At 41.9% G+C, this 13,815-nt stretch carries 13 protein-coding genes; 8 read left to right on the top strand and 5 right to left on the bottom strand.

All coding sequences use genetic code 11. The annotated features are described in order from the left end of the window. Positions 1–8: 8 nt before the first annotated feature. The 3 genes from prs to lolB all read right to left on the bottom strand — a co-directional run bounded on the left by prs (position 9) and on the right by lolB (position 2,553). On the bottom strand, positions 9–956 hold the full coding sequence (gene prs, locus AABS66_RS01360; RefSeq protein ID WP_004910604.1) for a ribose-phosphate diphosphokinase: 948 nt from the start codon (positions 954–956) through the stop codon (positions 9–11). A gap of 68 nt (positions 957–1,024) precedes the next feature. Next, a complete protein-coding gene (gene ispE, locus AABS66_RS01355; RefSeq protein ID WP_206084124.1) occupies positions 1,025–1,900 on the bottom strand; it encodes a 4-(cytidine 5'-diphospho)-2-C-methyl-D-erythritol kinase in 876 nt (291 codons plus the stop codon). Beyond that, positions 1,897–2,553 carry a lipoprotein insertase outer membrane protein LolB gene (lolB, locus tag AABS66_RS01350; protein ID WP_206084125.1) on the bottom strand — a complete coding sequence of 219 codons (657 nt, stop codon included), beginning with the start codon at positions 2,551–2,553 and terminating at the stop codon, positions 1,897–1,899. The genes ispE and lolB overlap by 4 nt, the downstream gene beginning before the upstream one ends. Positions 2,554–3,053: 500 nt before the next feature. On the opposite strand from lolB, the gene hemA reads away from it, so the two are divergent. The 5 genes from hemA to AABS66_RS01325 all read left to right on the top strand — a co-directional run bounded on the left by hemA (position 3,054) and on the right by AABS66_RS01325 (position 8,384). Then, positions 3,054–4,316, top strand: a complete 1,263-nt coding sequence (gene hemA, locus AABS66_RS01345; protein WP_272573270.1) for a glutamyl-tRNA reductase — start codon at positions 3,054–3,056, stop codon at positions 4,314–4,316. A 31-nt stretch (positions 4,317–4,347) separates the two neighbouring features. Beyond that, entirely contained in the window at positions 4,348–5,430 is a 1,083-nt protein-coding gene (prfA, locus tag AABS66_RS01340; protein ID WP_206084127.1) for a peptide chain release factor 1, read from the top strand. Further along, positions 5,430–6,263, top strand: coding sequence for a peptide chain release factor N(5)-glutamine methyltransferase (gene prmC / locus AABS66_RS01335; RefSeq protein ID WP_349415194.1), 834 nt, complete (start codon positions 5,430–5,432; stop codon positions 6,261–6,263). The genes prfA and prmC overlap by 1 nt, the downstream gene beginning before the upstream one ends. A gap of 23 nt (positions 6,264–6,286) precedes the next feature. Continuing rightward, positions 6,287–7,096, top strand: a complete 810-nt coding sequence (gene sirB1, locus AABS66_RS01330) for an invasion regulator SirB1 (protein ID WP_206084129.1) — start codon at positions 6,287–6,289, stop codon at positions 7,094–7,096. A 160-nt stretch (positions 7,097–7,256) separates the two neighbouring features. Next, complete coding sequence (locus AABS66_RS01325) at positions 7,257–8,384, top strand: ABC transporter substrate-binding protein (RefSeq protein WP_349415193.1); 1,128 nt, start codon at positions 7,257–7,259, stop codon at positions 8,382–8,384. A gap of 115 nt (positions 8,385–8,499) precedes the next feature. Here AABS66_RS01325 and AABS66_RS01320 read toward each other — a convergent pair whose 3' ends face one another. Beyond that, complete coding sequence (locus tag AABS66_RS01320; protein WP_430224454.1) at positions 8,500–8,988, bottom strand: cysteine hydrolase family protein; 489 nt, start codon at positions 8,986–8,988, stop codon at positions 8,500–8,502. Between the two features lie 373 nt (positions 8,989–9,361). Here AABS66_RS01320 and kdsA point away from each other — a divergent pair, with 373 nt between their 5' ends. The 3 genes from kdsA to AABS66_RS01305 are packed head-to-tail and all read left to right on the top strand — an operon-like array spanning position 9,362 to position 11,888. Then, on the top strand, positions 9,362–10,216 hold the full coding sequence (gene kdsA, locus AABS66_RS01315) for a 3-deoxy-8-phosphooctulonate synthase (RefSeq protein ID WP_206084132.1): 855 nt from the start codon (positions 9,362–9,364) through the stop codon (positions 10,214–10,216). 11 nt (positions 10,217–10,227) lie between these two features. After that, positions 10,228–11,130: a TIGR01212 family radical SAM protein gene (locus tag AABS66_RS01310; RefSeq protein WP_206084133.1), complete on the top strand. Its 903-nt coding sequence runs from the start codon at positions 10,228–10,230 to the stop codon at positions 11,128–11,130. 20 nt (positions 11,131–11,150) lie between these two features. Continuing rightward, a complete protein-coding gene (locus AABS66_RS01305) occupies positions 11,151–11,888 on the top strand; it encodes a tetratricopeptide repeat protein (protein ID WP_206084134.1) in 738 nt (245 codons plus the stop codon). A 57-nt stretch (positions 11,889–11,945) separates the two neighbouring features. On the opposite strand, the gene dauA is transcribed toward AABS66_RS01305, so the two are convergent. Next, positions 11,946–13,679, bottom strand: a complete 1,734-nt coding sequence (gene dauA, locus AABS66_RS01300) for a C4-dicarboxylic acid transporter DauA (protein WP_206084135.1) — start codon at positions 13,677–13,679, stop codon at positions 11,946–11,948. Positions 13,680–13,815: the final 136 nt, after the last annotated feature.

The following is a 13,815-nucleotide window of genomic DNA, read 5'->3' as shown; positions in this document are numbered from 1 at the left end:
AAGGGGCATTAATGCTCGAACATTGCTGAGATAGACTCTTCGTTGCTAATGCGACGAATAGCTTCAGCCAGCATACCTGACAAGGTCAAAGTGCGAACGTTGCTCAGCGCTTTGATTTCAGGAGATAGTGGAATAGTGTCACAAACAATGACTTCATCAATGACTGAATTTTTGATGTTGTCTACAGCATTGCCTGAGAAAATCGGGTGAGTTGCGTATGCGAACACACGTTTAGCACCGCGTTCTTTCAGCGCTTCAGCCGCTTTACACAGCGTACCACCGGTATCAATCATATCGTCAACTAAGATGCAATCACGACCTGAAACATCACCAATAATGTGCATAACTTGAGAAACGTTTGCACGAGGGCGACGTTTATCAATGATTGCCATGTCAGTGTCATTCAGGAGTTTTGCGATAGCTCTAGCACGTACCACGCCGCCGATGTCTGGAGATACAACGATTGGGTTTTCCAAGTTTTTCTGAAGCATATCTTCCAGAAGAATTGGGCTACCGAATACATTATCAACAGGCACATCAAAGAAGCCCTGGATCTGCTCTGCGTGAAGGTCAACCGTGAGAACACGGTCAACACCAACACTGGACAGAAAATCGGCAACAACTTTAGCGGTGATTGGTACACGGGCAGAACGTACGCGACGATCCTGTCTTGCATAACCGAAGTAAGGGATAACAGCGGTAATACGACCAGCAGATGCACGGCGCAGGGCATCGACCATAACAACCAGTTCCATTAAGTTGTCATTAGTTGGTGCACAAGTTGACTGGATGATAAAAATATCACCACCGCGAACATTTTCATTAATTTGAACACTGACTTCGCCGTCGCTAAAACGACCAACAGCCGCGTCTCCAAGATTAGTGTAAAGGCGGTTAGCAACACGTTGTGCTAGTTCCGGTGTAGCGTTACCAGCAAAAAGCTTCATATCGGGCACGAGAAAAACCTCAGGCTTGCGTCCAGAGAGATATTGTTGACCAAGAGCAATGAGCGTTGTTTCATTACTTATTGGTGCAATACACGGGTTATCCCAGCGCGGAAATTGTGCAGTGGGGATACGTTAACGCCTCGAGCGACGAACCCTTGCACCCACGATGGGGCTTTATTTAACACCTTAAGGGCATCCGCTTGTGTTTCAAATTCAGAAAAAACACATGCGCCTGTTCCTGTTAGGCGAGACGGAGCATATTCTAACAGCCAAGAAACAAGCTGTTCAACCTCACGAAAACGTTTTCTTGCGATTGGTTCGCAGTCATTTGCGTACGGAGCCAGTAATAATGCGGCTAGGGAGCGTTTTGGAGAATTTCGATTTAATTTTGGATCTGTGAAGATCATCGGGGTTGATATTTCAATTCCGGGATGAGCAACCAGATACCATTTCTCTTGAGGGGAAGCTTTGGTTAATATTTCACCGATTCCTTCAGCGAACGCTGCATGGCCTCGAACAAAGACAGGCACATCCGCGCCGAGAGTTTTGCCTAGTTCAGCAAGAACCTCATCGGAGACTTGTGTTTTCCAGTGCTCATTAAGCGCAATTAATGTGGTTGCAGCATTGGATGAACCGCCACCAATTCCTCCTCCCATAGGCAGAATTTTATCGATAGCGATATCAGCACCAAGGGGCTTGGTGCAGTTGAGCGTTTCACGGCAATAGCGTTGTAATAATGTTGCAGCCCGCAAAATCAAGTTTTTTTCAGGGGGAACGCCCGCCATTTGCGTGAGCAAATTCAATTGGTCATCATGGCGTGTTGTTATTGTGATTTCGTCGCCATACTCCAAAAATTGAAACAGTGTTTGTAATTCATGATAACCATCGGGGCGCTGGCCAGTAATATACAAAAATAAATTTAATTTAGCGGGGGAAGGCCAAGTTAATGTCATTTTTTCAGTGTCCAGCTGTCCATTTTCAGTTTAATTAATCGTCCACCTTGGCGTAGTTCAAGGTAATTTGGCAGCATAGGTGAGGTTTTAGTATCATAAGAAATATAATCTAACACCCATTTTTCCCCATTTTGTTCAAACGTCACATTTTTCAATAAGTGATTTTCATCTAAGGTGAAATTCGTTGCCCGTCCTGGCGAGCCGACTAACCAAGCCGTTAAGTCATCTAGAGGGATTTCCATTCCAGTCAGTTGATAAATTAGCTCGCTAGGTACATCACTCATGTGAGTTTGCCCATCCTTGGTGGTTAAACGTGCCAAATCGGGCTCAACGGTGAGCTCTAATTCACGGCTGCCAAGTGGGTTAGTCAACAATAAACGGTATTTTTCTGGTGTATATTGTTGCCAGAAAAATTTTGCATACGTTTTAGTTTCGCCGCCATTATACGCAAACGAGCCGCGTGTTTGGTAATCACGTAGTTGGTTCAATGCTTGCTGGTGGGCTTTCCATTGTGCATCAGACGCTGAACCTGTGCCTTTCGTGGTATTTTGTGACGTAGTGACACAAGCAGTTAATAGAAGGCAAGAGAGTGGCAAGAGGCGTATAAAGCCCTTAACAGGTAAAGCGAACGACAAAACTTGGGTTAATTGCATAATCAATCTCAATGTTTTAGGGCACAGATAACATCATGAATTAGAGCGAATTGCGCTAGGTTGTAAATAAGATAACGTATTGATGAGCAAAATTGTGCGCTAATCTGGTGATTGGATCAATCAGAATAGGGTTATTTGCCTAAAGTTGGCCTAAAGTTGATTAAAGTGATTGGGGATAGCCATTTGCTTTCTGTGCGAAATAATTGCATTCTTTATGCATGTTATTGTAGTCGTTAGCATTGTGATTAATAATTTGCTAACAATAAAAATTAGAGAGGTTAGTGATTGCTTTCATCAGGAAAAATAATCGTTAAAACTATTTTTTTCATTTATTTTTTGGGATGGGTCATCTTTCTGAATGATAGAACCTTGTGAGGCATAGAAAGCGTCGCGAGGATCATCTACAATAGGCAAATATAAATAGCAGTAATGCACTATTCATTAATGAGTATAGCGTTACTGAAAGAATAATTAGCAATGTGAGCAAGTCGTAAAGCGCAATGACCTTATTAGCCTTAGGCATCAATCATAAAACAGCACCAGTAGCCCTGCGTGAGCGGGTGACATTTGGTCCTGAAAAAATCGACCATGCACTTGAGGATCTTCTTAAACAACCTCAAGTGAATGGCGGCGTTGTGCTGTCTACGTGTAATAGAACTGAGCTGTATTTGAGCCTTGAGTCACAAGACAAAGCGCAAGAACAGCTTATTAAGTGGTTGTGTGATTTTCACGAAATTACTGCCAAAGATTTACAACCTAGCCTGTATTGGCACCAAGACTCCCAGGCAGTGAGCCACTTAATGAGAGTCGCAAGTGGCCTCGATTCTTTGGTTTTAGGCGAACCGCAAATTCTCGGACAGGTGAAAAAGGCGTTTGCACTTTCACAAGATAGCCATTCGTTATCCCGTGAATTAGAGCGCCTATTCCAAAAATCGTTCTCTGTCGCAAAACGCGTGCGGACAGAAACGGATATTGGCGCTAATGCAGTTTCTGTTGCTTTTGCTGCGTGTACATTGGCACGTCAAATCTTTGAGTCACTCAAACATTTGAATATTTTGTTAGTTGGTGCAGGGGAAACTATTGAGTTAGTCGCTCGCCATTTGCGTGAGCACGGCGTGCAAAAAATGATGATAGCCAACCGAACCCGTGAACGTGCAGAGTTGTTAGCTAATGAAGTTAATGCACAAGTGGTTTCATTAGCGGATATTGATAACCGTTTAGCTGAAGCTGATATAGTGATTAGTTCGACAGCGAGCCCGCTGCCTATCATTGGTAAAGGTATGGTAGAGCGGGCAATGAAAGTTCGCCGCAGTAAGCCAATGTTGTTAATCGATATTGCCGTTCCTCGGGATATTGAACAAGATGTTGAAAAACTTCGTGACGTGTATTTGTATACCGTTGATGACCTTGAGTCCATTATTGCGCAAAATTTAGCGCAGCGTAAAGCAGCAGCGGTCGAAGCGGAGTTTATTGTTGAACAAGAAAGCAGCCATTTTATGGATTGGTTGCGTTCACAAGCCGCAGTGTCTACAATTCGCGATTACCGAGAGCAAGCTGAAGCAATTCGGGCGAATATGGCCGAAAAAGCTTTAGCGGCTGTTCGACAAGGCGCTGACCCTGAGCAAGTGATTATGCAGTTATCGCAACAACTTACCAACCGCCTTATTCACGCTCCGACCAAATCGCTGCAACAAGCAGCGGGAAATGGTGATGTTGAGCGTCTAAATCTACTTAGGGACAGCTTAGGGCTGGACCATCAATAACCACTTTTTAATCATAGGTCTTATATAACGAATGAAGCCTTCTATTGTCGCAAAACTAGAAGCATTACAAGAACGCTACGAAGAAATCGAAGCGCACCTTGCAGATGCAGGTGTGATTGCCGATCAAGACCGTTTTCGTGCTTTATCAAAAGAATATGCTCAATTATCTGATGTGGCAAAATGCTTTAACGCATGGCGCACAGTACAGGACGATATTGAAACCGCGCAAATGCTGTTAGACGATCCTGAAATGAAAGAAATGGCTCAAGAAGAGCTAAAAGAAGCAAAAACGCGCAATGAAGAGCTCGAACAACAACTGCAATTGTTGTTACTTCCAAAAGATCCTGATGACGAATATAACTGTTTCGTGGAAATCCGTGCGGGTGCAGGTGGCGATGAAGCCGCGATTTTTGCTGGCGATTTATTCCGCATGTACAGTCGGTATGCAGAAAATAACCGCTGGCGCGTTGAATTAATGAGCACCAGTGATGGTGAACATGGCGGCTATAAAGAAGTTATCGCTAAAATTTCGGGCGATAGTGTATACGGACGTTTAAAATTTGAATCTGGCGGGCACCGTGTTCAGCGCGTCCCTGAAACCGAATCACAAGGGCGTATTCACACATCTGCGTGTACTATTGCCATTTTACCTGAATTGCCTGAAGCGGAGTTACCTGACATCAGCCCTGCGGATTTACGTATTGATACTTTCCGTTCATCAGGAGCGGGTGGGCAGCACGTTAATACCACCGACTCGGCAATTCGTATTACTCACCTTCCAACAGGGATTGTGGTGGAGTGCCAAGACGAACGTTCACAACATAAAAACAAAGCGAAAGCGATGTCAGTGTTAGGTGCGCGTATTCGCCAAGCCGAAATGGATAAACGTCACGCAGCGGAAGCCTCTGAGCGCCGTAACTTGCTAGGCTCAGGGGATCGTTCAGATCGTATCCGTACCTATAACTTCCCGCAAGGGCGTGTTACGGATCACCGCATTAACTTGACGTTATACCGTTTGGATGAAGTGATGGAAGGGAAATTAGATGCCTTAATACAACCTATCATCAACGAATACCAAGCAGACCAACTTTCTGCACTATCCGAGCAGGAATAATGCAGTATAGCGAATGGCTAAAGCAGGCAGTCAGCCGACTGTCTGCAAGCGATAGCGCAAAGCGGGATGCTGAAATTCTGCTTGAACATGTGACGGGGCGCAGCCGTACCTACCTTTTTGCTTTTAGTGAAACACCGCTGACCGCATTGGAACAGCAACAGGCTGAGCAGCTATTGCAGCGCCGTGAAAAAGGTGAACCAATAGCCTATATTATTGGCGAGCGCGAGTTTTGGTCGCTACCACTTTATGTTTCACCTGCCACATTAATTCCAAGACCAGACACCGAATGTTTGGTTGAACAAGCCTTAAAACGTCTAACAAATCAACCTTGTCATTTATTGGATTTAGGCACAGGAACAGGGGCAATTGCATTAGCGCTAGCCTCTGAGCTGCCAAGTAGCCAAGTTATTGGCATTGACTTTAATCCAGAAGCCGTATTATTAGCTCAACGAAATCAACAACGTTTGAATATTGCTAACGTCCAATTTATGCAAAGTGATTGGTTTGCTTCCTTATCATTTCAACAATTTGATATGATTATGAGTAACCCACCTTATATTGACGAAAATGATAAGCATCTCAGTGAAGGTGATGTGCGATTTGAACCAGCAACGGCATTAATTGCAAAAAATGAAGGATTGGCTGATTTAGCACATATTATTGATAAATCTAAAAACTACCTTAAACATCAAGGTTGGTTACTTCTCGAGCATGGCTGGACACAAGGTTCGGCTGTGCGTGATTTATTTGCAATACATGGGTACACCCAAATTGAGACGTGTCTCGATTACGGTGGGCAAGAAAGAATTTCACTCGGTCAATGGAATGGTTAAGTGGGCACAGTAGTAGGAATGTAATGAAGACCATAGCGAATATTGAATTTAATCAGCTCCCCTTAAGCGAAGGGATTATGACCGTTTCTCAATGTATCCGTCATGATTTTCCGCTGATGAAAGTCCAAGCTCAATTAGATAGCCTTGTTGTATCTGCAAAATCGGCCATTGATTTACATGCGGATAATGAAACTAAAGTAGCGCAATTGATTTCATTGTTTTATCAACAATGGTCATTCGGCCCTGCACAGGGTATCTATGCATTATCAGACATGCTTTGGCTTGATAAAGTCTTAATTTCCAAACAAGGTACACCTGTCACTCTCGGCGCCATTTTATTGTATATCGCTCAGCACCTAGATATTGATATTCGGCCTGCCATTTTCCCTACTCAGCTATTAATTATTACTGAAAAACGTGATGGTGAACCATGGTTTATTAACCCAGCTAATGGTGAGTCATTGTCATTTCATACGCTGAATATGTGGCTAAAAGGAACAGTCGACCCATTCTCTGAATTTTTCCAAGACCAACTTGATGTTGCGGAAAATAGCATCGTTATTCGTAAAATCTTTGATACGTTAAAAGCCGCTCTAATGGAAGAGAAAAAAATGGAGCTAGCGTTAAAAGTTTGCGAAACGTTGCTTACGCTAGACCCTGAAGATCCCTATGAAATCCGTGACCGTGGGCTGATACTGGCGCATTTAGATTGTAATCATGTGGCATTAAGTGACCTCAACTATTTTATTGAGCACTGCCCAGAAGACCCAGTATCTGAAATGATCAAAATTCAAATTTATTCATTGGATAACCATCCAATCGTATTACATTAATTAGCATACAAGCTTCTTGGCTATTCATAAACATGATTGAGTGTCATATTTATCAGTAGCTTGGGCTTGTAGCTAAAATATCACCTTATTGTGAGCAACTTTTTATTGATAATGCTAATGATAATTGTTATCGTTAGTGTTATTTAATAGAGATTGCAACATGAAAAAAAAATATCACCTGCTAGCAATATCCTTTTCTGCATTACTTCCTTTTGCAACATCAGCAACAACATACCCAATAACGGTTACAGATACCGATGGCCAAAAAATAACGTTGAAACAAGAACCGAAGCGAGTTGTATTGCAAGATGGGCGCGATATTTTAACGTTAGCTTTACTTGATAGAAGTAACCCGTTTGAAAGAGTCGTCGCTTGGAACAACAACCTAAAAAAATCAGACCCACAATCAGTTGCTTTACTTGAACAAAAGTGGAAATCAAATATAAATGCGATCCCTGACATGGGCTTCAATGATAAAGGTGAAGTTAATACTGAACAAGTGATTGCACAGAAACCCGATGTTTTGATTGCTCAGTTAAGAGCAAAACCTGCTTTAGAAGGTTCTGGAGTAGTTAGTCGATTAAAAGATGCCAACATACCAATTATTTATATTGATACTTTCTTAGAGCCTGTCAAGAATACGAAAGAAAGTGTTGATCTCCTTGGTGTTATTTTAAACAAAGAAAATGAAGCGAAGGAATACACTGATTTTTATCAACAGCACCTAAACAGCATTCAAAGTAAAACACAGTCAATTAAGCATAAGCCACGTGTGTTTGTAGAAGCAAAGGCTGGAGCTAATGGAGATAGCTGTTGTTTTACACATAACAATGCAGGTTGGGGGGGAATGGTACAGGCTGTTGGTGGCGATAATATTGGTAGCCGCTTCCTACCGGGGGCTTCAGGTGTTGTCTCATTAGAGCAAGTCATTAGTACCAGCCCTGATGTTTATATTGTGACGGGTTCTCATTGGGTTAATAAAAATAGCATCGCGGCACCGTTTGGTTATGGGGTATCTGACAAAGCAGTGCAAGAAGGATTTAATCGCCTGAAGAACCGTATCGGTTTTAACCAAATTAGTGCGGTCGAAAACAACCGATTGTATGGCGTATATCATAACTTCTATAACCATCCATATAACATCGTTGGTTTAGAGTATTTAGCGACGTTTATCTACCCAGAGCAATTCTCTGAATTGAAACCAGGTGATACATACAAAGAGATAATACAAAAATATACGACACTTCCAAGTTCAGAAGCTATTTGGGGTGCGAAAGCAATCAAATAACATCGATTGAGTCTTAAGCCCTTGATATTTTAAGGGCTTTTATTCGTTGTATCAATATATTCGCAGCCTCAATAATCGGCTATAAACGATTTTTTATTGGGTTTGGTGGGCTACTTTAAACAACATTTACTATTCGGGATAAACCTCTCAATGCAACAGTGTGAATGATGGGGGAAACGCTTGTACAACAGTCGCTTAATAAGGTTAATTTATATTTTTTTGCTTGCTCAGAAATTGCTGTAAATAGTACACAGTTTTGAGTCATCATCCCACATAGTTCAATGTCGTTAATATTATGAGTTATCAGTAAATCATCAAGTTGAGTTTCATCAAATGAGTTACCATGATGTTTAGTCACAATAAAATGTTTTGTAGATAGCTTGGTTAAACTTGATATCAGTTCACAACCTTGTGTTGTTTCATCAAAAAAAGCAGCGCCTTGCGGTGATAAGTGCTGAATAAAGATAACGATATAACCATTTTCTTCATATTGTGAAGTCTTATCTGATATATGTTTCAATGTTTCATCAATATTCCATAGTGGAAATCTGCCATCAGAAAGATAGTCATTTTGTGCATCTATAATGATTAGAGCCTTATTCATAATTCCTCATTTATTTAGCTTAAGTTGAGTTTAACTATGAAATAACACAGCTGTAATGACAACTGTTTTAATAAATATCAGTTATGAGTGAGGTAATCCCCCCTTCAGTATGATGCATAGAACGATTCATTAAGATGCGACTAGCGATGAGAAAAGGGAATTTACGCAAAGGGGTATTGGCTATGATGTTTTATTATATGCAACGATAATCTATAATGTCCTGAATATAGCAATGTACTAACTTGGTATGCACGGCTTAGAATAGAAAAATACATTTTTACGGTTTCGTTTTTTCATGCGCTACATTGAAGATATCTCTATACAGTTCATGAAAAACAATCATTTAAGATATAATTATATTTAAGGTAAGAGTATGCAACAGAAAGTAGTCAATATTGGTGATATCAATGTCGCGAACAACTTGCCGTTTGTGCTGTTTGGTGGAATGAACGTTCTTGAATCTCGTGATATGGCAATGAAAGTGTGTGAGCACTATGTCTCTGTGACGCAAAAATTGGGCATTCCTTATGTTTTTAAAGCATCATTTGATAAAGCAAACCGCTCATCAATCCACTCTTACCGTGGCCCTGGTCTTGAAGAAGGGATGAAAATCTTCCAAGAACTTAAACAAACTTTTGGCGTAAAAATTATTACGGATGTCCATGAACCAGCACAAGCGGCACCCGTTGCTGAAGTGGTTGATGTCATTCAATTACCTGCATTTTTAGCTCGCCAAACAGATTTAGTTGCTGCGATGGCAAAAACAGACGCTGTCATTAATATCAAAAAGCCACAGTTCATCAGCCCAGGCCAAATGGGGAATATTGTTGAGAAGTTTATCGAAGGTGGTAATGACAAAATTATTCTGTGTGACCGCGGTGCAAACTTTGGTTATGACAATTTAGTTGTTGATATGCTTGGGTTTAATGTAATGGTTCAGTCATCTAAAGGCTGTCCTGTGATTTTTGACGTGACCCACGCACTGCAATGCCGTGACCCATTCGGTGCTGCATCAGGTGGTCGCCGCGCTCAAGTTGCTGAATTGGCGAGAGCAGGTATGGCTGTGGGTATCGCGGGGTTATTCCTTGAAGCGCATCCAGACCCAGATAACGCACGTTGTGATGGCCCATCAGCACTACCTTTAGATAAACTGGAACCATTCCTCAAGCAAATGAAAGCTATTGATGATGTGGTGAAAGGGTTCCCTGAGTTAGACACTAGCCGTTAAGTTTGGTGTAAATGCAACTCACTGAAGTTGTTTCCATGTTCGGCGCTGATCTCCAGCGCCGATACGGTGAAAAAATTTATAAAATTACATTACACGGGGGTTTTAGTTGCCCAAATCGTGACGGTACCCTTGGGCGAGGGGGCTGTACCTTCTGTAATGTGGCTTCTTTTTCCGATGAGAGCCAATCTAGTCAATCCATTAGTGAACAAATATCTGATCAAGTCACGCGAATTTCCCGCGCTAAACGCTATCTTGCTTATTTTCAAGCCTATACCAGTACCTATGCAGAGGTAAATTTACTTAAACAATTGTATGAAGAAGCATTACAACAAGCCGATATTATTGGCTTGTGTGTGGGGACGCGTCCTGACTGTGTGCCCGAGTCTGTTTTATCGTTGCTTAGTGAATACAAACAGCAAGGTTATGAGATTTGGTTAGAGCTTGGGCTACAAAGCGCTCATGACAAAACATTGCATCGGATTAACCGTGGACATGGATTTGACGCTTATCAGCAGACAACACAAAAGGCGCGGCAAGTCGGTTTAAAGGTGTGTACCCATTTAATCTGTGGCTTACCTGGTGAGGATGCCCTGATGAATATGCAAACCTTAGAAAAGGTACTTGAATGTGGTACTGATGGTATCAAGCTACATCCTTTGCATATTGTTGAAGGTAGTGTGATGGCCAAAAGTTGGCGAGCAGGGCGTTTACCCACATTATCTTTAGATGAATATACCGCTATAGCTGGTGAAATAGTACGTCACACACCGAAAGACATTGTTTACCACCGCATTAGTGCCAGTGCAAGAAAACCTACTTTACTCGCGCCACAGTGGTGTGAAAACCACTGGATTGGCATGAATAACTTATATCAATACTTCTTACGAAAAGGCGGGCAAGGTTCCGCACTGTAGTCGCTTAATTGAGAGCATCTATGAAATTAATCCTCAAAAAAACAATTATTACTCTTTCCTTATTTATTCTTCCTTTTCAAATTGTTGCACAGCCAGAATTGACCGCTGAAGATAAACTTCTTTTTTCTGAAGTGAAACAAAAAGCTGTTAATAATGATGCCTCAGCGCAATATCAGTTAGCACAAATGTATTACTCAGGTTTGGGCGTAATACAAAATTTAAATAGTGCACGTTTGTGGGCGAATGCGGCGGCAAAAAATGGTAATCCAGAAGGATATACCTTGTTAGCGGATATTAGCTTGCTAAGCGATAGTTATTTTACGCAAGAATTTGTCGCTGCAAGGCAATTTGCAACAAAAGCTGTTGAACAAGGCAGTGTACGAGGAAAGATTAGCTTAGCAGAATCATTAATTAATCCGATAGCAGGAAGTACGGATTACCCACAATCAATTCAATTGTTGGAAGAGGTGGTGGAGCTTAATAATCCAGATTATTTTAGCGCCCCATTGATGTTAGGGATCATTTATTTAGATGGGAAAGGTGTACCGATGGACGAGCAAAAATCACAGGAATGGTTTGATAAAGCCGATGCGATGACATATGCAGGTTATGCAGAGTGGATGGCAGCCTTTCGATTTGCAGAAGATAACACAGGAACCGTGACCCTTGATCAACAAAAAGCAAAGAAATTAAGAGGTTTGGCCTGTGAAAAAGGCAGAAAAGCAGGCAATGAAATGTTTTGCTTAGGTGAACAATAAACAATAATAGGTCACCCGCCACCACATTGCTGTGTGGTGGAGGGTTGAACAGTACAATTATACTGCTTCAGTATTAGTGGGAGTGTTTAATTGCTTAGCTTGTTCAATGGATTTAACCGCTTCTAATGCGTTATCCATGGAATTATGGAAGCTTAATACCCCAGCAATTGGCGTAACTTTAGCGCGAGCCAAGGTTTTTAGCGGTTGGAATGGAATATCACAAACCATCACATGGGTGTCTTTACGCACGGCATCAATGAATTTTTCAAAGGCTTCTAATCCCCCTGCATCCAAGACGGGTACTGCATCCCATTGCATGATGATAGTTTCATAGCCTGCACTTTTTACGCGCAACTCATCGAAAATACGTTCTGCGGCGGCGAAAAATAGTGGGCCATTAATACGCACGACTAATCGGCTATTTTCTTCATCCGTTTCAGCAAGTTGTGTTGAGCGAGTCATATTAGCGATACGGCGCATAAATAACAGAGATGCCAATACGATCCCCACCGTAATGGCAATGACCATATCGAATAAAACGGTTAAAGACATACATAGAACAAGCACAATGATGTCATCTTTAGGGGCGCGTTTAATTAAATACACCACTTTACCTGCTGCACTCATATTCCATGCCACAATTAACAGTAATGCGGACATTGCAGCGAGTGGTAAATAAGAAAGCATCGGTGCTAACACCAGTAAGGTGAGTAATACTAAGATTGAATGAATCACCGCAGAAATCGGTGATGTAGCTCCCGCGCGGACGTTTGCAGCAGAACGGGCAATCGCAGCTGTCGCCGTGATCCCACCAAAAAAGGGTGCCGCAATATTACCGACTCCCTGGCCAATCAGTTCACTATTGGAATGGTGTTTTTTACCCGTCATGTTATCAAGCACAACAGCACAAAGCAGTGATTCAATCGCACCAAGAACCGCCATCGAAAATGCTGCAGGCATAAGTGCGGTGATCATTGCCCAACTAATTGGCGCACTACCAGGAAGTTCCCAAGGTAAAATAAACTGAGGCAGAATAGGCGGAATACCACTCCCTTCAGTTCCATCAGGTAGAAAATAACTAAATTCAGAGCCGATGGTTGCCACTTCTTGCCCAAATAATGAAAGTACCCACATGACCAATGTGCCCACGACGAGAGCAGGTAAGTGCCCAGGGAATTTTAGCTTTAACTTAGGCCAAAAAATTAAGACAAGCAGTGTGGATAAACCAATTAGTGTGTCACTGAATTGAAACGTGGGGAATGTATTGCCGATGGCAATCAATTTATCAACATAGTTCTCAGGAACATGTTCCATCTGTAAGCCAAAGAAATCTTTGATTTGCATGGTGGCAATGGTGATGGCAATACCTGAAGTAAAGCCCAAAGTTACTGATACTGGGATATATTCAATAAACTTACCAAAGCGGGCAAAACCCATCGCCAGTAAAATGACACCTGACATAAGTGTGGCAACTAATAGGCCACTAAGACCAAACTGTTGTGATACGGGATATAAGATGACGACGAATGCTGCTGTAGGCCCCGAAACGCTATAACGAGACCCTCCCGTAATGGCAATAATTATTCCCGCAATTGCTGCGGTATAAAGGCCATATTGGGGGGGAACGCCACTGGCGATCGCTAAGGCCATGGCTAATGGTATAGCAATAATCCCAACGGTAATACCTGCAATTAAGTCCTTCACAAAACGTGCAGCAGTGTATTTTTCTTTCCAACACGAATCTATTAGTGCGCTAAAAGGGCGCAGCCTATTAATATTTTTTGTACTCATTATACCCTACCAAATAACAGGGTGAAAAATAAACGAAAATGTACCTATAAGGATACGCTTAGCTAAGCTCAAAAAATCTGTTATGCATCAATGAAACAGTAATTATCATAACGTTTTCAGTAACAAAAGTAAAAAC

The organism is Providencia sp. SP181 (assembly GCF_050446505.1).
Classification (GTDB): Bacteria; Pseudomonadota; Gammaproteobacteria; order Enterobacterales; family Enterobacteriaceae; genus Providencia; species Providencia vermicola.
Note: the sequence above shows the minus strand (reverse complement) of the source record. Positions and strands in the feature narration are given on the sequence as shown.

Excerpts from the sequence above, each read along its gene's own strand:
- prmC (WP_349415194.1), top strand. The coding sequence starts at position 5,430 with ATGCAGTATAGCGAATGGCTAAAGCAGGCAGTCAGCCGACTGTCTGCA.
- ispE (WP_206084124.1), bottom strand. The coding sequence starts at position 1,900 with ATGACATTAACTTGGCCTTCCCCCGCTAAATTAAATTTATTTTTGTAT.
- AABS66_RS01320 (WP_430224454.1), bottom strand. The coding sequence starts at position 8,988 with ATGAATAAGGCTCTAATCATTATAGATGCACAAAATGACTATCTTTCT.
- kdsA (WP_206084132.1), top strand. The coding sequence starts at position 9,362 with ATGCAACAGAAAGTAGTCAATATTGGTGATATCAATGTCGCGAACAAC.
- hemA (WP_272573270.1), top strand. The coding sequence starts at position 3,054 with ATGACCTTATTAGCCTTAGGCATCAATCATAAAACAGCACCAGTAGCC.
- dauA (WP_206084135.1), bottom strand. The coding sequence starts at position 13,679 with ATGAGTACAAAAAATATTAATAGGCTGCGCCCTTTTAGCGCACTAATA.
- AABS66_RS01305 (WP_206084134.1), top strand. The coding sequence starts at position 11,151 with ATGAAATTAATCCTCAAAAAAACAATTATTACTCTTTCCTTATTTATT.
- prfA (WP_206084127.1), top strand. The coding sequence starts at position 4,348 with ATGAAGCCTTCTATTGTCGCAAAACTAGAAGCATTACAAGAACGCTAC.
- AABS66_RS01325 (WP_349415193.1), top strand. The coding sequence starts at position 7,257 with ATGAAAAAAAAATATCACCTGCTAGCAATATCCTTTTCTGCATTACTT.
- sirB1 (WP_206084129.1), top strand. The coding sequence starts at position 6,287 with ATGAAGACCATAGCGAATATTGAATTTAATCAGCTCCCCTTAAGCGAA.
- AABS66_RS01310 (WP_206084133.1), top strand. The coding sequence starts at position 10,228 with ATGCAACTCACTGAAGTTGTTTCCATGTTCGGCGCTGATCTCCAGCGC.
- lolB (WP_206084125.1), bottom strand. The coding sequence starts at position 2,553 with ATGCAATTAACCCAAGTTTTGTCGTTCGCTTTACCTGTTAAGGGCTTT.